Genomic DNA, 20,154 nt, shown 5'->3' with positions numbered 1-20,154 from the left:
ACCTCAAGGTAGGCAGTAGGCAGTAGGCAGTAGGCAGTAGGCAGTAGGCAGTAGGAGATGGTCCGTGTTGAATGGCCGGAGGCAAGAGCCTCTTTCCCTATTCCCTACTGCCTAATTCCTACTGCCTACAGATCATTGCTCTGCGGCAGGATCACCAGATCGCGAATGGTGATGTTTCTCGGCCGCGTCAACATGAACAGGACGGCGTCCGCGACCTCTGTCGGCTGCATCAGGCCGCCGGCCGCAAGCTCGTCCTCGAGCTTCTGCTTCGGCCAGTCGCTGATCAGTGCCGTCACCACCGGTCCGGGCGCGACGGCGCCGACGCGCAGGCCGTGCTTGGCTACCTGTCGGCGCAATGTGTGAACGAAGGCCTGGATGGCGTGCTTGGAGGCCGTGTAGACCGGCTCCCAGACGACAGGCACGAGACCGGCGATCGAACTGGTGACGATGATGTCGCCGGTCTTGCGGCCGACCATGTGCGGCAGCACCGCGTGCACCGAACGGAACACCGAATTGATGTTGAGGTTCAGCATGCGGTCCCACGCGTCGGGATCGCCGTTGAGGATCTCGCCGCCGACATAGGAGCCGGCATTGGCATGGAAGATGTCGAGCTGGCCGGCCTTGTCGAGGATGCCGGGCAGCATGGTCGCCACGCTGGCGGGGCTGGTGAGGTCGACCACCAGCGGGATCGCGCCGTCGCCGAGTTCGCCGACGATCTCCTTCAGCTTGTCCCCTGCCCTGTCGACCAGCACGACGCGGGCGCCGGCCGCCAGCATGGCCCTGGCGCATTCGAGGCCGATGCCCGATGCCGCGCCGGTGACCGCTGCGACTTTTCCCGAAAGATTCTGAGCCATGTGTACCCTTCTCGTTTGAACGGATCAGGCGCGGCCGTGCGAAGCACGAGACCTGCGCGCGAGGGAGTCGACGATCACGGCGATGGCGAGAACGGCACCGGTGATCATGTAGCGGAGCGACGAGGACAGATCGAGCAGCGTCAGGCCGCTGGCGATCGACTGGATGACGATGATGCCGAGCAGCGCGGAATAGGCGCTGCCGCGGCCGCCGAACAGGCTGGTGCCGCCGATGACCGCGGCCGCGATGGCGTTCAGGTTGACGTCGCCGGTGCCGGCCTGCTGGCTGGCGGAAGCGAGCCTGGCGGCCGCAAGCACGCCGCCGAGCGCGGCAAAGAGCGAGCACAGCGCGAAGGCGCTGAGATAGATGGCGCGCACCTTGATGCCGGCGCGCCGCGCCGCCTCGCGGTTGCCGCCGACGGCGGTCATCGAACGCCCCCATTTGGTCCGGGTGAGCGCATAGTTCATCGCCACGACGAGGCCAACGAAGAGGCCGAACATCCATGGAATGCCGCGCGACTGGTTGAGGTAGGCGACGATCAGCTCGAGGCCGACGGTTATGACGGCGACGCGCAGGACGAGGCCGGCCACGGAGGGTGCCGAGAGGTTGGCCGCGCGGCGGCGCGCGAAGGTTCGAAGCCCGGTGATCAGCATCGCCAGGCCCGGGATAACCGCGAGCGTGTAGGAAACCCATTTCGGCATCACCATCAGCTGGCCGAAATCCACCAGAGCGGAGCCATAGGGCAGATTGATCGAGCCGGTGGAGCCGAGGATGTAGAGCTGCATGCCGAGTACCGCGAGCAGGCCGGCAAGCGTCGACACGAAGCTCGGCATGCCGAGCCGGTTGAACAGCAACGCATAGAGCGAGCCGATCAGCGCGCCGAAGGCCAGCGCGGCGAGGATCGCCAGTGCGACCGGCCAACCCTGGTTGACCCAAAGCGTGCCGACCATCGCCGAGGCGAAGCCGCTGATCGAGCCGACGGACAAGTCGATCTCGCCGACCATCAGCACGCAGACGATGCCGAGGGCGATGACGCCGACCGTCGAACAGTCGAACAGGAGATTGACCAGATTGCTGCTGGAGACGAACACCGGGTTGAGGCTGGTGAAAACCGTCCAGATGACGACGAGGCCGACGACGACCGGTAGCGAGCCGAGGTCGCCGCTGCGCACGCGGTCGAGGAAGGCGCTGAGCGCGCCGCCAATGCCAGCTTCATGCTTCACCCGCGCGTCGGCGCGATCGAGCGCCAAGGGAGCCGAGTTGCCTTGCTCCGTCATGGGTGCTGCTCCCCTGCCTGTCCGCCATGGGCCTGATTCCGTTCCGTCCGCAGGCGCTCGGCGCGACGCGATACAGCGTTGTTGGAGGCGCCGGTGATGGCGCTCACCAGATCCTGGTTCGAAGCGTCGGGCTCGAAGACGCCGTTGTTGCGCCCGAGCCGCAGCACGACGATGCGGTCGGCGACGGCGCGGACATCTTCCATGTTGTGGCTGATCATCACGACGCCGAGTCCGCGCGCGCGGACGCGGTCGATCAGGTTGAGCACTTCGGCCGTCTGGGCGACGCCAAGGGCGGCGGTCGGCTCATCGAGCAGGATGAGCTTCGGTTCCAGCAGCAGCGAGCGGGCGATGGCGACCGTCTGGCGCTGGCCGCCGGACAGCGAGGCGACCGCCTCGCGCACGCTCGGGATGCGCGCCGACAATTCGTTGAGCAGCGTCCAGGCCCGCATCTCCATCGCCACCTCGTCCAGCCGCAGCGGGCTGAGCTCGTTGCCGAGGAAAATGTTGGCGACGACATCGAGGTTTTCGCAAAGCGCCAGATCCTGGAACACCGTGGCGATGCCGAGCGTCAGCGCCGCGCGCGGGTCGGGCAACGTCACCGCCCTGCCGCGGAAATTGATCGTTCCCGAGCTCGGCTGGTGCACGCCAGCGAGGATCTTGACCAGCGTCGACTTGCCGGCGCCGTTGTCGCCGACCAGCGCGACGACCTCGCCGGCATGGACGTCGAAATCGATATCGGTCAGCGCCGAAACGGCGCCGAAATTCTTCGATATGCCGCGCAGGCTGAGCACCAGCTCGCCGACGGAAGCCGACCCTTCAAGACTCTCAATCATGCGCCGCCTTTCTTGACAGTCGTTTCGTGGACATCCGGCCGCCCGACGGGGCGGCCGGATGCTATGTGATCAGTTGCTGATGCCGAGCTTCTTGCAGCCCTCGGCATAGCGGTCGACGCAGAGCTCGGCGGCCGTGTTGATCTTCTTGTCGATGATCTCGGCCTTGAGATTCTCCTGCGTCACCACAGCCGGGGTGAAGAGCTGCGAGGGCGTGTCGTAAAGCGTCATCTCGGCCTTCGGCGTCTCGCCCGACAACAGCTTGACGGCGACGTTGGCCGCGGCCGCCGCGACGATCTCGCTCGGCTTGGAGATGGTGTTGTACTGGTCGCCGGCGATGATCAGCTGCAGGGCCGCGATGGTCGCATCATTGCCGGTCACCGGCGGAACCGGATCGACGCCGGCCGCCTTGAAGGCCGCGATCGCACCACCGCCGGTGCCGTCATTGGCAGCAACGACGCCGAGGATCTTGGCGCCAAAGCGGGTGACCTGGCCGCTCGCCCATTGCTGGGCTTTCGGCGGCGCCCATTCCGGCGTGTCGAATTCGGCCAGGATCGGGTAGCCGCTGTTGTCGAGACCTTCATGGATGCCCTTCTTGATCAGGCCCGCGGCGGCGTCGGTCGGCGAGCCGTTGATCTGCAGCAGGCCGCCGCCGGCCGGGTCGACCTTGAGCGCCTTGAGATGCTCGACCAGCGAATCCGCGATCGCCTTGCCGATGCCTTCATTGTTGAAGGACACGTAGAAATCGGCTGGCGCCGTCGGGATGGGCCGGTCATAGGCGATCACCTTGACGCCCTGGCTCTGCGCCAGCTTGACCAGCGAGGCTGCGGCGGTGGAATCGACCGGGTCGAGCACGATCGCCTTGGCGCCCTGCGAGATCACCGAATTGAACTGCTGCTGCTGGCGCGCGGCATCGGCATCGGCGTTCTGGTAGATCACCTTGCATCCCGGGCAGAGCTTCTTCATCTCGGCGACGAAGCCCGGATAGTCGTGCTGCTCGTAGCGGGTCGATGCCTGGTCGGGCATCAGGAAGGCAACCGTGGCGTCGGTGACGGTGCCGGCGAATGCCGCCGTGCTGGCGAGCAATGAGGTTGCGAAAACGGCCGCGACCGTCGATTTCAAGGCAAACGGCGATTTCCAAGTATTTCTGGTCATTCGAATGTCTCCGTTTCGAGAAATGGTTTCACGATGACCTGCGCGGTGGACGACGCGTCAGGCCTTGACTGCATGTCGAACTGTTGAAAGGAGTATGACTGGCGGCGCTTAGAGGGATGCGGTCGATCCGATCCCGTTCAAGCGTGCCTGCATCCTCCTGAAGTGCTGGATTTCAGGACAAACGATCTCCAGCACCGGGTGCGCTGCACCCCGCGTCTTCCTTCCCTGAATGTCTCTTTGTTTGACGCAATTCCGGACGAAAAACCGCTTCACACTTTTCCTGGAATTGCTTCGTTTCGACGCAGTTCCGGACAGAAATCTTTCAGACCGGATCTGCTTTTGGCTCCTCCCGTTCCCTCCCTGTTAGGCGGCGATCTCCGCGTTGACGTTCTGCGCCAGCAAGGCCCTGAAGCGCGAAGGCGACATGCCTTTCTGCGCCAGGAACTGCCGGTTGAAATTCGAGATGTTGTTGTAACCGGCGGCGTAGCAGATTTCGGTGATCGACATCTGTGCCTCGCTCATCAAGAGCTGGCAGGCAAGGTTGATGCGCAGCCGGTTGACATACTGCACCAGCGCCATGCCTGTGTGCCGGCGGAAGCTGCGCGAGAAAGCGCTCGGGCTGCGCCCGGCGATCTCGGCCAGCGTGCCTTCGCTGAAGGGCTCGGTCAGGTGGCAGTTGATGTAGGCGAGCGCCTGGTTGATGCCGGCCGACATGAAGCCGGAAGGGTCCGGCAGATAGCCGGCGCTGGCCAGCGTGCGGACGTCGCCGGCGCGGTTCAAGATATCGAGCACGGCCATGAACAGCGACAGGCGGCGCACGCCCTGCGCCTCGGTCAGCTCCGCCAGCAAAGGCGCCGCGAGTTCTGCCGTCGCCGGCGAGAACAGCGCGCCGCGACGGCTGGTTTCGAGGATGCCGGCGCAGGCGGCGAGTTCGGGCAAGGCGGCCGAAGCGTCGGCGATGAATTCTTCCGAGAACTGCACGACGCGGCCGCGCAGCGGCACGGTCTCGCCCGGCGGCACGTCGCTGACCCAGTTGTGCGGCAGGTTGGGTCCGGTGAGCACGAGATTGCCCGGCTCGAACTCGCCGATGAAGTCGCCGACGAAATAGCGGCCGGTGGTGGCGACGACCAGATGCAGCTCGTATTCGGGATGGAAGTGCCAGCGGACAGTGCGGAAAGGATAGCCGTGGGCCCAGGCCTTGAACGACTCTCCTTGTCTGATCTGGACGACTTCCAGGTCCGGATTCATGTTCCTTTTCCTCCCCGCGCGGGTCCGGTCTTGTGACCGGTTGCTGCGCTTCGCGAGGCGAACCGTGTATTCCCACTGGCCGCCGTGATTGAAAGCTTAGGCGGCAATTGAAGCGCCTGCCACCACGGCTTGTCCACCCTACCGATACTTTTTTGACGTTTCGGGGCAGGTCGAAGCAGCCGATGTTCTGAAAGCAATTCCTTAACCATAGCGGTTCAGGATCGTCCCCTGGTCAGTGGGGACACCCTGATTGAAAGAGCCGGCGCGCCCTCTTCGCCGCCTGGCGCTGATCGCTGCGGCGATTGCGCTGGGCACGGCGGCAAAGGCCTCGGATTTCTCCGAGCCGTGGAAGAATGCTGACCGCCCGCTGGTGATCGACGCCTACGAATACAATTCGATCGACTGGCAGCAGCTCGTCACCGACAAACGCATCGCCGGCTTCATCAACAAGGCGTCGGACGGCCTGCCGCCGCCCTATTTCTGCTTCGGCGCCGACGCCGACGTCAAACTCTGCAAGGCGCAGTGGAAGCGCTATGCGGTGACCCGCGAACTGTTCCAGACGCGCAAGGTGGTGGCCAAGGCGCTCGGGCTGAAATGGGGCGCCTATCATCTCGCGCGCCCCGGCAACCCGGTCGAGCAGGCCAACAATTTCATCGATTTCGCCGAGCCGGCGCCGGATGAGCTGATGGCCCTCGACATCGAAGGCATCGATGCCAGGCAATGGATGTCGCTGGAGGATGCCGAGGAGTTCGTGCGACAGGTGCACCGCCGCCTCGGCCGCTTCCCGGTGCTCTATGTCAATGGCAAGACCGCCCAATACATCGCCGACAACCGTTACCAGTATCGCCTCTTGTCACGGTTGCCGCTCTGGTATGCCCGCTACAAGCCCGACATCGACGTGCATTTCCCGATGGGCAACTGGCAGGGCTACGCGCTGTGGCAATTCTCAGCACAAGCCAATTGCGGCCGTTTCCGCTGCCCCTATCGCGTGCCCGGCACGCTCAACGACATCGACGTCAGCGTCGCGCCGATGAGCGCCGACCAGTTGCGCCAGGAATGGGCCTTTGGCGGCCTGCTCGACGTGCCGGCCGACTACCTCGCCTCGATCCCGGTGCCGGTACCGCGCCAGGCAGCGCTAGCCGGCAAGGTGACGATCACCTATGCCGATGTGGCGACGCCGCCGACCGTCGAGGAAATGGTCGCCGTGCTCGGCGCGCGCTGGGAAAAATTCCGCGACGGTTTCCGCATGCCGGTGGTGAAGACGGTGCCGCAGCGCCCGAGCTTCGGCATCGTGCAATATGTCGCCTGGAAGCGGACCGAGCAGCGCACGCCCGAACAGATCGACGCGGCCTTTGCCGCCGCCGATCCGGTCAAGACTGCCTCGACCGCTCTAGACCACAGGCGGCACTGAATCCCAGGCATCAGCGATGGTTGCCCAGGCTGGCATACATGCCGGTGGTGCGGAACTGCGTCGGATTGATGCCGTAGCAGCGGCGAAAGACCTTCGAGAAATAATTGGCGTCCTCGAACCCGCACAGCATCGCGACCTCCTTGACCGGCAGGAAGTCCGCCTTGGTCAGGAGCTTCGCCGCGCGCTGCAGCCGCTGCTGCAGGACGAACTCCGCCGGCGGCAGTCCTTCACTCTCGGCGAAGCAGCGCGAGAAATGGGCCCGGCTGAGGCCGCTGATTTCCACCAGCTCCGCAACCGGCAGCGGCTTGTCGAGATTGGCGTTGATGTGGTCGATCACCGGCTGCATGGCGCTCTGTTTTTCGGCGAAAGCGTGCGAGCCGAAGACATCGTCGTAAAGCGCCATCGCCGCCTCATAGGCGATCGCCGAGGCAGCGCCAGGCGAAGCCGCACCTTTGATCAGCCGCAAGCTGCAATCGGCGAGATGGTCGACGGTCGCCGGCTGCAGCCGGAACACCGGGCCTGAGACGCTCAAGATCGATTTGTGGATGCGCAGCGCCTCCTCGCCATTCATCGAGATCCAGAAATATTCCCAGCGGTCGCCCTTTGCCAGCCAGTAGCGATGGTTGTGCGGCACCAGCACCAGCAGCGTGTCGTTGGCCTGCAGGCGATAGTTGCGGTTCTCGTAGCGCAGCTGGCCGGCGCCGCCGATGGTGTGCTGGAGCACGGTGAAGGGCGTCTGGCCGCGCTTTCGCCCGTCCCAGTCATAGACTTCGTCCTCGCGCACCTCATAGCCGGTGCTGGTCGGCATGGCATGCAGGCGCTGGCGGCCGCGCGGCAGCGAAATCGTGCGCATCAACTTCCCGTTGGCGATCAGGTCCCGCAGCACAAAATTACCCTCGAAAGCATAATCCTTCTCTGGTCGCGCCGGCGAATAAGCGCATAATCAGGCCCTCAAGAACGGGAATGACCCGCGGTCGAGGAGCGGGCGGGAGGAGAAAAAGCCGGATTTCCGGCTTTGAGCGGTGCGTGCGCCATGGCGCGCGGCCGTATCCTCCCTTGCTGCTCCTTGCCTAGCATTCGATTGGATCGAGGTGAAGGTGGTGAGCTTCAAAATCGCTATTATCGGCGCTGGCAGCGTCGGCTTCACCAAGAAGCTGTTCACCGACATTCTGTGCGTGCCGGAATTCAAGGACATCGAATTCGCGCTGACCGACATCAGCGAGCACAATCTCGGGATGATCAAGGCGATCCTCGACCGGATCGTCGAGTCGAACAGACTGCCGACCAAGGTGACGGCGACGACGAACCGCCGCGAGGCGCTGGACGGCGCGCGCTACATCATCAGTTGCGTGCGCGTCGGCGGCCTCGAAGCCTATGCCGACGACATCCGCATTCCGCTGCGATACGGCATCGACCAGTGCGTCGGCGACACGATCTGCGCCGGCGGCATCCTCTACGGCCAGCGCAACATTCCGGTGATCCTCGACTTCTGCCGGGACATCCGCGAAGTCGCCGACACCAACGCCAAGTTCCTCAACTACGCCAACCCGATGGCGATGAACACCTGGGCGGCGATCGAATACGGCAAGGTCGACACGGTCGGGCTCTGCCACGGCGTCCAGCACGGCGCCGCGCAGATCGCCCAGGTGCTCGGCGCGAAATCGTCGAAGGAACTCGACTATGTCTGTTCCGGCATCAACCACCAGACCTGGTTCATCGAGCTCAGGCTGAACGGCCGGCCGATCGGCAAGGACGAACTTGTCGCCGCCTTCGAGGCGCATCCGGTCTATTCCAAGCAGGAGAAGCTGCGCATCGACGTGCTGAAGCGCTTCGGCGTCTATTCCACCGAAAGCAACGGGCATCTGTCCGAATACCTGCCCTGGTACCGCAAGCGGCCCGACGAGATCACGCGTTGGATCGACATGTCCGACTGGATCCATGGCGAGACCGGCGGCTATCTGCGCTACTCGACCGAAACCCGCAACTGGTTCGAGACGGAGTATCCGCAGTTCCTCGAAGCGGCGTCGCAGCCGCTCGATCCCGCGAAGCGCTCCAACGAGCATGCCAGCCACATATTGGAAGCACTGGAGACGAACCGCGTCTATCGCGGCCACTTCAACGTCAAGAATGACGGCGTGATCACCAACCTGCCGCAGGACGCCATCATTGAGTCGCCCGGTTTCGTCGATCGCTTCGGCATCAACATGGCGGCCGGCATCACGCTGCCGGAAGCCTGCGCCGCGACCTGCATGGCCTCGATCAACGTCCAGCGCATGTCGGTGCATGCGGCGATTGCCGGCGACATCGATTTGTTGAAGCTCGCCGTGTTGCACGACCCGCTGGTGGGTGCCGTCTCGACGCCAGAGGAGGTCTGGCAGATGGTGGACGAGATGGTCGTCGCCCAGGCGCAATGGCTGCCGCAATATGCGCATGCCGTTCCGGCAGCCAAGGAGAGGCTTGCGAAATCCAAGGTCAAGACCCGCGAATGGGCGGGCGCGGCGCGCCGCAGCGTGCGCTCGATCGAAGAATTGCGCGCCGAAAAGGCGGCGCTGAAACAGGCCGGCTGAACGCTCGAAACACCGACCTGCAGGAGGCAGGTCCGTCGGAATCAGCCACCCGAAAATAAGAGGCGGGCAACCGAGACGTCCAAACATCTGGGAGGATACCATGAGGAGTTTTCGTAGAATTGGCATTGCCGCCGGGTTGATGCTCGGCGTTTCAGTCCACGCGCTCAACGCCTTCGCTTCCGAACCGACGGTGCCACCGGAGCCGGCGACGTTCCCGGCCGAGGGCAAGATCAAGCTTGTGGCGCGCGACTCCATCCTGGAGTTCAAGGCGCTGCCGGACTATCACGAGCCGGACTGGGTGACCGAGAAATACGTCAAGACCGGCAAGCTGCCGCCGGTCAAGGACAGGCTGCCGAAGGAGCCGCTGGTCTTCAAGACGGGCAACATGCCCGACGGCATCGGCGTCTATGGCGACACGATGCGCCATGTCATCGGCGGCCGGCCGGAAGGCTGGAATTACGGCGCCGGCCAGACGCAAGGCTGGGGCGGCATCGACATCGGGCTGTCCGAATGCCTGACGCGCACGGCGCCGCTGTTCCAGGTCGAGGCCAAGGACACCGAGCCGCTGCCCAACCTCGCCAAGAGCTGGGACTGGTCGAGCGACGGCCACAAGCTGACCATGCATCTGATCGAAGGCGCCAAATGGTCCGACGGCGCGCCCTTCAACGCCGACGACGTGATGTTCTACTGGGACGACGAGGTGGTCGATCCGAACGTCTCGCCGCTCAACGGCGCCACGCCGGAAACGTTCGGCGTCGGCACGACGCTGAAGAAGGTCGACGACTACACCGTCGAGTGGACGTTCAAGGAGGCGTTCCCGCGGCAATATCTCTATGCCATGGCCTATGGCACGTTCTGCCCCGGCCCCTCGCACATCCTGAAGCCGCAGCATCCGAAATATTCGAAGAACACCTACGACCAGTTCAAGAACGCCTTCCCGCCGGAATATATGAACATGCCGGTGATGGGTGCCTGGGTGCCGGTCGAGTACAGGCCCGACGACATCATCGTCATGCGCCGCAATCCCTACTATTGGAAGGTCGACGAGAAGGGCAACCAGCTGCCTTATCTCAACGAGCTGCAGTACAAGCTCTCGACCTGGGCCGACCGCGACGTCCAGGCTGTTGCCGGCTCCGGCGACTTCTCCAATCTCGAGCAGCCGGAAAACTTCGTCGCCTCGCTGAAGCGCGCGGCGGACAAGAACGCGCCGGCCCGGCTTGCCTTCGGCCCGCGCCTCATCGGCTACAATCTGCGCCTGAACTTTTCCGCCAATGGCTGGGGCAACCCTGACGAGCGCAGCCAGGCGGTGCGCGAATTGAACCGCAATGAGGACTTCCGCAAGGCCGTCACCATGGCGCTCGACCGCAAGGCGCTGGGCGACTCGCTGGTCAAGGGTCCGTTCACCGCCATCTATCCCGGCGGGTTCTCGTCGGGCACCAGCTTCTACGACCGCAAGTCGACCGTCTACTACCCCTTCGACCTCGCGGGCGCCAAGGCCTTGCTGGCCAAGGCCGGTCTCAAGGACACCGACGGCGACGGCATCGTGAACTTCCCGGCCGGCACCGCCGGCGGCAAGGATGTCGAGATCGTGATGCTGGTCAACAACGACTACACCACCGACAAGAGCCTTGCCGAAGGCGTGGTCGCGCAGATGGAGAAGCTTGGCCTGAGGGTCGTGCTCAACGGGCTCAACGGCACGCAGCGCGATGCGTCCCAGTACTCGGGCCGCTTCGACTGGCTGATCCGGCGCAACGACCAGGAGCTCACCTCCGTGGTGCAGAACACCGAGCAGCTCGCGCCGGTCGGGCCGAAGACCAGCTGGAACCATCGCGCGCCGGAAAGCGGCGAGGTCGACCTGATGCCGTTCGAGAAGGACCTCGTCGACATCGTCAACAAGTTCGTCTCGACGCAGGACAACGACCAGCGCGCCGAGCTGATGCGGAAGTTCCAGAAGATCTCGACCGAAAACGTCTACAATGTCGGGCTGACCGAATATCCGGGCGCGCTGATCGTCAACAAGCGCTTCTCGAACATCCCGCAGGGGACGCCGATCTTCATGTTCAACTGGGCCGAGGATTCGATCATCCGCGAGCGCGTGTTCGTGAAGGCGGACAAGCAGGCCAAGTATGAATTGTTTCCGCAGGAGCTGCCCGGAAAGCCGGGTGACAAGGGTCCAATGGACTAGGAGTTCGATGTAAGGTTTACCTCCCCAGACGAGAGACGTCCGGCCGCGTCGCGGCGCGGCCGGACAAACGAAACCTCCGAACGCACCCGAGGGAGCGACGGGCAGACAAGAAGGCGGACGATCCGATGCTGCGGTTCCTGCTCATGCGCATCGCCTCGGCGATCCCCGTTCTCGCCATTTTGAGCCTGGTCACCTTCGCCATCATCCAGGCGCCGCCGGGCGACTATGCCGACTACATCAAATCGCAGCTGATCAACCAGGGCGGCGCCTCCTATGCCGAAGCCGACGCGCAGGCGCAGGCCTACCGCGTCGAGCATGGCCTCGATAAGCCACTACCGGTCCAGTATCTCAACTGGATCGGCGGCATCGTCACCCGCGGCGATTTCGGCTACAGCCTCTATTACAACAAGCCGGTGGCCGACGTGGTTGGCGAGCGGCTGCCGCGCACGCTGCTGTTGGCGCTTGTCTGCCATCTGCTCGCCTCGGTGCTCGGCATCACCTTCGGCATATGGGCGGCGACGCGGCAGTATAGCTGGATCGACTCGACGCTTTCGGTCATCTCGTTCCTGGGCATGACTGTGCCGCGCTTCCTGATGGCGCTGATCATCGTCTATCTGTTGGTGTTCCAGTTCAACGTGTCGGAGATCGGATCGTTCTTCTCGCCGCAATATGGCGGCGCGCCTTGGTCGTGGGCGAAGTTCGTCGACCTGGTCAAGCATGTCTGGCCGGTGGTGGCGATCGCTACCTTCGGCGGGCTCGCCTACAACATGCGCGTCATGCGCGGCAATCTGCTCGACACGCTGAACGCCCAATATGTCGAGACGGCCAAGGCCAAGGGGCTGACCGGCGGCGCCGTGGTGATGCGCCATGCGGTGCCCAACGCGCTGCATCCGCTGATCATGTATCAGGGCGTGGTGCTGCCTTACATGCTCACCGGCGAAATCGAGACGGCGATCATCTTCGCGCTGCCGACCGTCGGCCCGGCGATCGTCGGCTCGATGGCGGTCGGCGACGTCTATGTGACCGCCACCTTCATGATGGTGCTGTCGGCGACGCTCATCATCGGCAACATCATCGCCGACCTGCTGCTCGTGCTGCTCGATCCGCGCGTGCGCCAGTTCGGGGAACGCTAGATGCTGGCGCGCGATCCCTCCCCGCCGCCGCCGGCCGAAGGCGCGACCATAGCCGAGCCGGCGCATGGCAATGAGAGCTATATCGCGCTGGTCTGGCGCCGGCTCAAGCGCTCCTGGACCGGCATGACCGGGCTGATCCTGGTCGTGCTTCTGGTGGTGATGGCGCTGTTCGCCGATTTCTTCGCGCCGATGGATCCGAAGGCGACCGATGTCGCCTTCGCGCCGCCGCAGGTGATGAGTTTCCATGACAAGGACGGCAATTTCGTCTGGCAGCCGCGGGTCTATGCGCTGGCCGACTCGGCCGATCTCGATCCCGTCACCTTTCAGCCGATCGTCGGTCCCGACTACGACCATCCGCGCCTGCTCGGCTTCTTCACCGAAGGCGCGCCCTACAAGCTGTTCGGTCTGATCCCGGCCGACCGGCATTTCTTCGCCTCGAGCGACGGCCTGCCGGTGCATTTCCTCGGCACCGACAAGTTCGGCCGCGATGTCCTGTCGCGCGCCATCCACGGCTCGCGCGTCTCGCTGATGATCGCGCTGACGGTGGTCTTCATCGTCACCGTGATCGGCACCACCGTCGGCATGGTCTCCGGCTATTTCGGCGGCAAGTTCGATGTCTGGATGCAGCGCTTCGTCGAGCTGGTGCTCGCCTTCCCGCAACTGCCGCTCTATCTGGCGCTGACGACGCTGATCCCGGTCACCGCGCCGACCAATGTCTTCCTCGGTTTCGTCATCATCGTCATGTCGGCGCTGGGCTGGGCGCAGATGTCGCGCGAGGTGCGCGGCAAGACGCTGGCGCTGGCGCGGATCGACTATGTGCGCGCCGCCATGGCGGTCGGCGCTACCGACCGGCGCATCATCATGCAGCACATCTTTCCCAATGTGATGAGCCATGTCATCGTCGCGGTGACGATCGCCATCCCGACGGTGGTGCTGCTCGAAGCCTTTCTCGGCTTCCTCGGGTTCGCGGTGAAGCCGCCGCTGATCTCCTGGGGGCTGATGCTGCAAGACACCGCGACCTACTCGGTCATCGGCACCTATCCGTGGATCCTGTCGCCGGTCGGCTTCGTGCTGGTCACCGTGTTTGCCTTCAACGCGCTGGGCGACGGCCTGCGCGATGCCGTCGATCCGTATTGAGGTGGCCGGGATGACGACGATCGCGCTCGCAGACGATTTCGCACCCGCCGTCCGGCACGACCATGCCGCGCGGCATGAACAGCCGATCATCGATGCGCGCAACATCGAGGTCGCCTTCAAGGTCGAGCATGGCACCGTCGAGGCGGTGAAGGACGTCTCGTTCCAGCTCTATCGCGGCGAGACCATCGCCATCGTCGGCGAATCCGGCTCCGGCAAGTCGGTGACCGCGCGCACCGTGATGGGGCTTTTGTCGCGCCGGGCGACGGTGTCGCCGCGCTCCAGCGTCGATTATTGCGGGCAGAACATTCTGAAATACGCGGAAAGCGCCCGGCGCAAGCTGCGCGGCAACCGCATCTCGATGATCTTCCAGGAGCCGATGAGCTCGCTCAACCCGATCTACACGGTCGGCAGCCAGATCGTCGAGGCCATCCGGGTGCACCGAAGGGTGAGCCGCAGAGAAGCCTGGGCGCGTGCGCTGGAGCTCCTCAAGCATGTCCAGATCCCGGAGCCGGAAGCGCGCATCAAGCAGTATCCGCACCAGCTCTCGGGCGGGCAGCGCCAGCGCGTGATGATCGCCATGGCTCTGGCCAACGACCCCGACGTGCTGATCGCCGACGAGCCGACCACCGCGCTCGACGTCACCGTGCAGGCGCAGATCCTGAACCTGATCCGCAATCTTCAGAAAGAGCTGAAGATGGCGGTGATCCTGATCACCCACGACCTCACCGTGGTGCGCAAGTTCTCCGACTATGTCTACGTCATGCAGCATGGCGAGATGCGCGAGCACAACGTCACCGAACGGCTGTTCGCCGACCCCCAGCATCCCTACACGCAGCGGCTGCTCGCCTCGGAACCGCACGGGCGGCCGCAGCCGCTGCCGGAGGGGTCCGGCCCAATCCTCGAGGCGAACAACGTGCGCGTCTGCTTCATGCTGCGCCACGGTTCGTTGCTGAAGCCGGACTGGCGCGAGCTGGTCGCGGTCGACAATCTGGGCCTGAAGCTTTGCCGACACGAGACGCTGGGGCTGGTCGGCGAATCCGGCTCCGGCAAGACTACGTTCGGCCTGACCCTGCTTCGGCTGCAGGACGCAAAACGCGGCGAAATAAGCTTCGACGGACAAGCGATTCAGGGCCTGTCGCGCGCCGAGATGCGGCCGCTGCGCTCGCGCATGCAGATCGTCTTCCAGGACCCGTTCTCCTCGCTCAACCCGCGCATGACGATCGGCCAGATCATCGAGGAAGGGCTGGTCGTCAACAGGCTGGGGACGACGCGGCGCGAGCGGGTCGAGCGGGTGCGCGAGGCGCTCACCAGCGCCGGCATGCCCGGCAACATCCTGTCGAGGTTCCCGCATGAATTCTCCGGCGGCCAGCGGCAGCGCATCGCGATCGCGCGGGCGATTGCCCTGGAGCCGGAATTCATCCTGCTCGATGAGCCGACATCGGCGCTGGACCTTTCCGTCCAGGCGCAGATCATCGACCTCTTGCGCAAGCTGCAGGACGAGCGCGGCCTGAGCTATCTGTTCATCTCGCACGACCTCAAGGTGGTGCGGGCGCTCTGCCACCGCGTCATCGTCATGCAGCAGGGCAAGATCGTCGAGCAGGGACCCGTCGACGAGGTCCTTTCAAATCCCAAGACCGCCTACACCGAACGGCTCGTCAGGGCCGCCTTCGAGGTGGCGTAGACAAGTGCCGGAGGCTTACAGTGGCTAGAAATCCCAGGATCACGTTCATCGGCGCCGGCTCGACGGTGTTCATGAAGAATATTGTCGGCGACGTGCTGCAGCGGCCGGCGCTGTCGGGTGCGACGATCGCTTTGATGGACATCAACCCGCAGCGGCTGGAAGAGAGCGCCGTCGTCGTCAACAAGCTGATCGCAACGCTCGGGGTCAAGGCAAAGGCCGAGACCTATTCCGACCAGCGCAAGGCGTTGGCGGGCGCCGACTTCGTCGTCGTCGCCTTCCAGATCGGCGGCTATGAACCCTGCACTGTCACCGATTTCGAGGTGCCGAAGAAATACGGGCTGCGCCAGACCATCGCCGACACGCTGGGCGTCGGCGGCATCATGCGCGGCTTAAGGACCGTGCCGCATCTGTGGAAGATTTGCGAGGACATGCTCGCCGTCTGCCCCGAGGCGATCATGCTGCAATATGTGAACCCGATGGCGATCAACACCTGGGCGATCGCCGAGAAATACCCCACGATCAAGCAGGTCGGGCTCTGCCATTCGGTGCAGGGTACGGCGATGGAATTGGCGCACGATCTCGACCTCCCCTATGAGGAGATCCGCTACCGCTCGGCCGGCATCAACCACATGGCCTTCTATCTCAAGTTCGAGCACCGGCAGGCGGACGGCTCCTATCGCGACCTCTATCCCGATCTCGTGCGCGCCTATCGCGAAGGCCGCGCGCCGAAGCCTGGCTGGAACCCGCGCTGCCCGAACAAGGTGCGCTACGAGATGCTGACCCGGCTCGGCTATTTCGTCACCGAGAGCTCTGAGCATTTCGCCGAATACACGCCCTATTTCATCAAGGAGGGCCGCCCCGATCTGATCGAGAAATACGGCATCCCGCTCGACGAATACCCCAAGCGCTGCATCGAGCAGATCGAGCGCTGGAAGGATCAGGCGCAAGCCTACCGCTCGGCCCAGCGCATCGAGGTCGATGAGTCCAGGGAGTATGCCTCCTCGATCATGAACTCGGTGTGGACCGGCGAGCCGTCGGTGATCTACGGCAATGTCCGCAACAATGGCTGCATCACCTCGCTGCCCCGCGACTGCGCCGCCGAAGTGCCATGCCTGGTCGATGCCTCCGGCATCCAGCCGACCTATATCGGCGACCTGCCGCCGCAGCTGACGGCGCTGATCCGCACCAACATCAATGTGCAGGAGCTGACGGTGCGGGCGCTGATCAACGAGAACCGCGAGCACATCTACCACGCGGCGATGATGGATCCCCACACCGCGGCCGAGCTAGACCTCGACCAGATCTGGTCGCTGGTCGACGATCTGCTTGCCGCGCATGGCGACTGGCTGCCGGCATGGGCGCGTGGAGGCCGCAAGAGCGCCGCGGCTTAGGCCCCGGCCTTCTCGCGCGCAACCGCCTGCCAGCCGATGTCGCGTCGGCAGAAGCCCTGCGGCCAGTCGATACGGTCGACCGCCGCGTAGGCCTTTGCCTGCGCCTCGCCGACTGTCTTGCCGGTTGCCGTCACGTTGAGCACGCGGCCGCCATTGGCGACCAGCGCGCCGCCATTGACGGCGGTGCCGGCATGGAAGACCTGGACGCCCTCGCCTTCCACCGTGTCGAGGCCGCGGATGACCGAGCCCTTTTCCGGCGTGCCCGGGTAGCCGCGCGCCGCCATCACAACGGTCAGCGCAGCCGCGTCGCTCCAGCGGATCGACATATGCGCGAGCTGGCCGTCGACGGCGGCGTTGAGCAGGACGAGCAAATCATCCTTCAGCCGCATCATCAGCACCTGGCATTCGGGATCGCCGAAGCGGGTGTTGTACTCGATCAGCTTCGGGCCGCTCTCGGTGATCATCAGGCCGGCGAAGAGGATGCCGGCGAAGGGCGCGCCGAGCTCGGCCATGCCGCGCATCGTCGGCTCGACGATCTCGCGCATGGTGCGCTCGGTCATCTCAGGCGTCATCACCGGCGCCGGCGAATAAGCGCCCATGCCACCGGTGTTCGGCCCGGTATCGCCGTCGCCGACGCGCTTATGGTCCTGCGCGGTGCCGAAGGGCAGCGCGGTCGCGCCGTCGCAGAGGCAAAAGAAGCTCGCCTCCTCGCCGGTCAGAAATTCCTCGACCACGACCTCGGCGCCGGCCGCGCCGAAAGCGCCTTCGAAACAGGCTTCCAGCGCGGCATTCGCCTCGTCGAGCGTCATGGCGATGGTGACGCCTTTGCCGGCGGCCAACCCGTCGGCCTTGATGACGATCGGCGCGCCGACTTTCTCGACATAGGCCTTGGCCGAAGCGAGATCGCCGAAGCGGCCATAGGCGGCGGTTGGGATGTTGAACCTGGCGCAAAGGTCCTTGGTGAAACCTTTCGAGCCTTCGAGCCGGGCCGCCGCCTTAGACGGGCCAAAAACGCGGATGCCCCAGGCGCGCAGATCGTCGGCGATGCCGGCCACCAGCGGACCTTCCGGGCCGACGACGACCAGATCGATCTTCTTTTCCTGGCAGAAGGCGGCGACGGCGGAATGATCGGCGACGTCGAGCTTCACCAGTTCGGCGAGCTTGCCGATGCCCGGATTGCCGGGCGAGGCGTAGAGCCTGGTCAGCAATGGCGAGGCGGCCATCTTCCAGGCGAGCGCATGTTCGCGGCCACCCGAGCCGAGAAGAAGAACATTCATGGCCACCTCTTGCTGCCGATCGTCCCGTCGAGAGAACCCGCTATTGGTCCGCGGGCGACGGGTCAAGGCGTCTTGGCATTTTGGCGGCAATTGCGCACGGTAACATGGCCTTCATCAAGGTATGATGAGGCAAGTCCCACAGGCGGCCGGGCCGGAAAGCCGACTCAGCTCTGAAAGACTACCGGGAACCAGTCCTCGCGCAGCTTCTGGCCGGGCTTCATGTCGTGGCCCGGATAAGGCGGCGAGGTGCGGCCGGGGCGCTCGACATAATGCGCGTCGTCGCCGACCCAGCGCAGCGACAGCGCCCGGCGCCGCGCCGCCGTCAGATTGCCGCGCGCGCCATGCGCGGTGCGGAAATCGAAGAGGATGGCGTCGCCCGGCTCCATCTCCCATTCGAGCACCTTCATCGACGGGTCGTTGTCGGGATCGGGCACCGGCCGGTAGTCGCCCTCGCCGGCATAGAAATTGTCGTCGTTCAGCCAGCGCACCGGCAGCACCATCTTTTCCCATTTGTGCGAGCCGGCGATCAGCCGAAGCGTCGCCTCCTTCACCGGATCGATCGGGATCCAGAAGCTCACCGTCTGGCTGCCGTCGACGAAGTAATAGGGGATGTCCTGGTGCCAGGGCGTCGGCTTCTGGGTACCTGGCTCCTTGACCAGCACGTGGTCGTGGAAGAATTGGGCGCTGCGCGACTGCATGACGGCGGCGGCGAGCTCGGCGGCCGGCGATTCCCTGACGATCTTGACGAATTCCGGGATGCGCTCCCAGTTGCAGTAATCGTCGAAGAAGCTGCCCTTGCCGCCGGCGATGTCGGAGGCCGTGGCGCTGCGGTTCTCAATGTTGCGCTCGATGCCAGCCGCGATGATTTCGACCCAGTCCTTGAAGGCGCCGCGGATGCAGACCGCGCCATCGCGCTGGTAATCGGCAATCGTCGAAGCATCGATCTTTGGGCTGGCCATGGCGCTCTCCTTGTGTGCGATGCCCAACTATCGCAGCCGTCTCATATCGGGTAAAATAATAACTTCTCATCCTACTTATAGTTTTTCCCTATGAAATTCACGCTCACCCAATTGCGCTATGTCGTTGCCGTCGCCCGCCATGGCAGCGTGACCGCGGCGGCGTCGGCGCTCAACGTCTCGCAGCCATCGATCTCGGTGGCGATCGACCATGTCGAGGACGCGCTTGGCCAGAAAATCTTCGTGCGCCAGCGCGGCAGCGGCGTTGCGCTGACCTCCTTCGGCCGCAGGGCCGTCGCCAAGGCAAGGCAGGTGCTGGGCGAGGCGGACGAGTTGGCGGCGCTCGGATCGCGCGATGCCGATATCGGCGGCGAGCTGGTGCTCGGCTGCTTCGAGGATCTGGCGCCCTATTTCGCGCCGGCGCTGATGCGCGCCTTCGCCGAGCGCTGCCCGGCCGTCACCGTCGTCATCGGCGACGAGACCTTCGACACGCTGGGGCGGCGCCTGGCCGACAGCGCCGTCGATCTCGGCCTCACCTACGATCTCGGCCTGCCCGGGCATTTCAAGCGCATTCTTTTGCATGAACTGCGGCCGCACGCACTTCTGCCTGCCGGCCATGTGCTGGCGGACAAGCATGCCGTCAGCCTGGCGGAGCTCGCAACGTACCCGCTGATCACCACCGACCAGCCGCACAGCTGGCAGCACATGCTGGACCTGTTCCTCAGCCGCGGCCTGTCGCCGATCGCCCGGGCGACAACGAGCTCGTTCGAGCTGCAGCGCTCGATGGTGGCCAACGGCTTCGGCGTCGCCGTCAGCTACACTAGGCCGCGTGGCGACATGAGCTATGACGGCCTGCCGCTGGTCTGCAAGCCGCTCTCCGACCCGCTGCCGATGCAGCGCATCATCCTGACCCATGACACGCGCCAGCGCCTGTCCAAGGCGGCCACGGCCTTCATCGAGGTCGCCAAGGCATGGTTCGCCAGTCACGAAGTTTTCACCGGCTGAGCGACAACGCGACCGCTTGACGGCGCCCGTCGCTGCTGCCACTCCAAAG

The 20,154-nt window shown here is 64.5% G+C and carries 16 protein-coding genes; 8 read left to right on the top strand and 8 right to left on the bottom strand.

All coding sequences use genetic code 11. The features are described 5' to 3' along the window. Nucleotides 1–125: 125 nt before the first annotated feature. From KVT37_RS13390 to KVT37_RS13370, 5 genes are all read right to left on the bottom strand, one after another. Nucleotides 126–854, bottom strand: a complete 729-nt coding sequence (locus KVT37_RS13390) for an SDR family oxidoreductase (RefSeq protein ID WP_217573569.1) — start codon at nt 852–854, stop codon at nt 126–128. Nucleotides 855–878: 24 nt separating this feature from the next. After that, nucleotides 879–2,129 carry a sugar ABC transporter permease gene (locus tag KVT37_RS13385; RefSeq protein WP_217573567.1) on the bottom strand — a complete coding sequence of 417 codons (1,251 nt, stop codon included), beginning with the start codon at nt 2,127–2,129 and terminating at the stop codon, nt 879–881. Beyond that, entirely contained in the window at nt 2,126–2,962 is an 837-nt protein-coding gene (locus KVT37_RS13380) for an ATP-binding cassette domain-containing protein (RefSeq protein WP_217573565.1), read from the bottom strand. Before KVT37_RS13380 ends, KVT37_RS13385 begins: the two co-directional genes overlap by 4 nt. Before the next feature lie 69 nt (nt 2,963–3,031). Continuing rightward, on the bottom strand, nt 3,032–4,114 hold the full coding sequence (locus tag KVT37_RS13375) for a sugar ABC transporter substrate-binding protein (RefSeq protein ID WP_217573563.1): 1,083 nt from the start codon (nt 4,112–4,114) through the stop codon (nt 3,032–3,034). A gap of 363 nt (nt 4,115–4,477) precedes the next feature. Continuing rightward, the gene (locus KVT37_RS13370) at nt 4,478–5,362 is read right to left on the bottom strand and encodes an AraC family transcriptional regulator (protein ID WP_217573561.1); all 885 of its coding nucleotides are present in this window, start codon (nt 5,360–5,362) and stop codon (nt 4,478–4,480) included. Between the two features lie 250 nt (nt 5,363–5,612). Between KVT37_RS13370 and KVT37_RS13365 the strand changes: the two genes are divergently transcribed. Further along, entirely contained in the window at nt 5,613–6,773 is a 1,161-nt protein-coding gene (locus KVT37_RS13365; RefSeq protein ID WP_217573559.1) for a glycoside hydrolase family 25 protein, read from the top strand. A gap of 10 nt (nt 6,774–6,783) precedes the next feature. Here KVT37_RS13365 and KVT37_RS13360 read toward each other — a convergent pair whose 3' ends face one another. Then, entirely contained in the window at nt 6,784–7,626 is an 843-nt protein-coding gene (locus KVT37_RS13360; protein WP_254633997.1) for an AraC family transcriptional regulator, read from the bottom strand. Between the two features lie 247 nt (nt 7,627–7,873). Here KVT37_RS13360 and KVT37_RS13355 point away from each other — a divergent pair, with 247 nt between their 5' ends. The 6 genes from KVT37_RS13355 to KVT37_RS13330 all read left to right on the top strand — a co-directional run bounded on the left by KVT37_RS13355 (nt 7,874) and on the right by KVT37_RS13330 (nt 16,867). Then, complete coding sequence (locus tag KVT37_RS13355; protein ID WP_217573555.1) at nt 7,874–9,340, top strand: alpha-glucosidase/alpha-galactosidase; 1,467 nt, start codon at nt 7,874–7,876, stop codon at nt 9,338–9,340. A gap of 100 nt (nt 9,341–9,440) precedes the next feature. Further along, the gene (locus KVT37_RS13350; protein WP_217573553.1) at nt 9,441–11,525 is read left to right on the top strand and encodes an ABC transporter substrate-binding protein; all 2,085 of its coding nucleotides are present in this window, start codon (nt 9,441–9,443) and stop codon (nt 11,523–11,525) included. A gap of 125 nt (nt 11,526–11,650) precedes the next feature. Next, nucleotides 11,651–12,658 carry an ABC transporter permease gene (locus tag KVT37_RS13345; protein WP_217573550.1) on the top strand — a complete coding sequence of 336 codons (1,008 nt, stop codon included), beginning with the start codon at nt 11,651–11,653 and terminating at the stop codon, nt 12,656–12,658. Next, complete coding sequence (locus tag KVT37_RS13340; protein WP_217573548.1) at nt 12,659–13,795, top strand: ABC transporter permease; 1,137 nt, start codon at nt 12,659–12,661, stop codon at nt 13,793–13,795. A 10-nt stretch (nt 13,796–13,805) separates the two neighbouring features. Further along, the gene (locus KVT37_RS13335) at nt 13,806–15,476 is read left to right on the top strand and encodes an ABC transporter ATP-binding protein (protein WP_217573545.1); all 1,671 of its coding nucleotides are present in this window, start codon (nt 13,806–13,808) and stop codon (nt 15,474–15,476) included. 20 nt (nt 15,477–15,496) lie between these two features. Further along, a complete protein-coding gene (locus tag KVT37_RS13330; protein ID WP_217573543.1) occupies nt 15,497–16,867 on the top strand; it encodes an alpha-glucosidase/alpha-galactosidase in 1,371 nt (456 codons plus the stop codon). On the opposite strand, the gene purD is transcribed toward KVT37_RS13330, so the two are convergent. Next, nucleotides 16,864–18,144 (bottom strand): phosphoribosylamine--glycine ligase, encoded by a 1,281-nt coding sequence (purD, locus tag KVT37_RS13325; protein WP_217573541.1) that lies wholly within the window; start codon nt 18,142–18,144, stop codon nt 16,864–16,866. The two genes, KVT37_RS13330 and purD, sit on opposite strands and share 4 nt — an antisense overlap. A 164-nt stretch (nt 18,145–18,308) precedes the next feature. After that, on the bottom strand, nt 18,309–19,103 hold the full coding sequence (locus KVT37_RS13320; RefSeq protein WP_217573539.1) for a phytanoyl-CoA dioxygenase family protein: 795 nt from the start codon (nt 19,101–19,103) through the stop codon (nt 18,309–18,311). Between the two features lie 90 nt (nt 19,104–19,193). Between KVT37_RS13320 and KVT37_RS13315 the strand changes: the two genes are divergently transcribed. Further along, a complete protein-coding gene (locus tag KVT37_RS13315) occupies nt 19,194–20,105 on the top strand; it encodes a LysR family transcriptional regulator (RefSeq protein WP_217573537.1) in 912 nt (303 codons plus the stop codon). Nucleotides 20,106–20,154: the final 49 nt, after the last annotated feature.

The sequence above is a fragment of the Mesorhizobium sp. GbtcB19 genome (assembly GCF_019091085.1).
Lineage (GTDB): Bacteria > Pseudomonadota > Alphaproteobacteria > Rhizobiales > Rhizobiaceae > Mesorhizobium.
The sequence above is the reverse complement of the archived record's forward strand: the minus strand, read 5'-3'. Positions and strand labels throughout refer to the sequence as shown.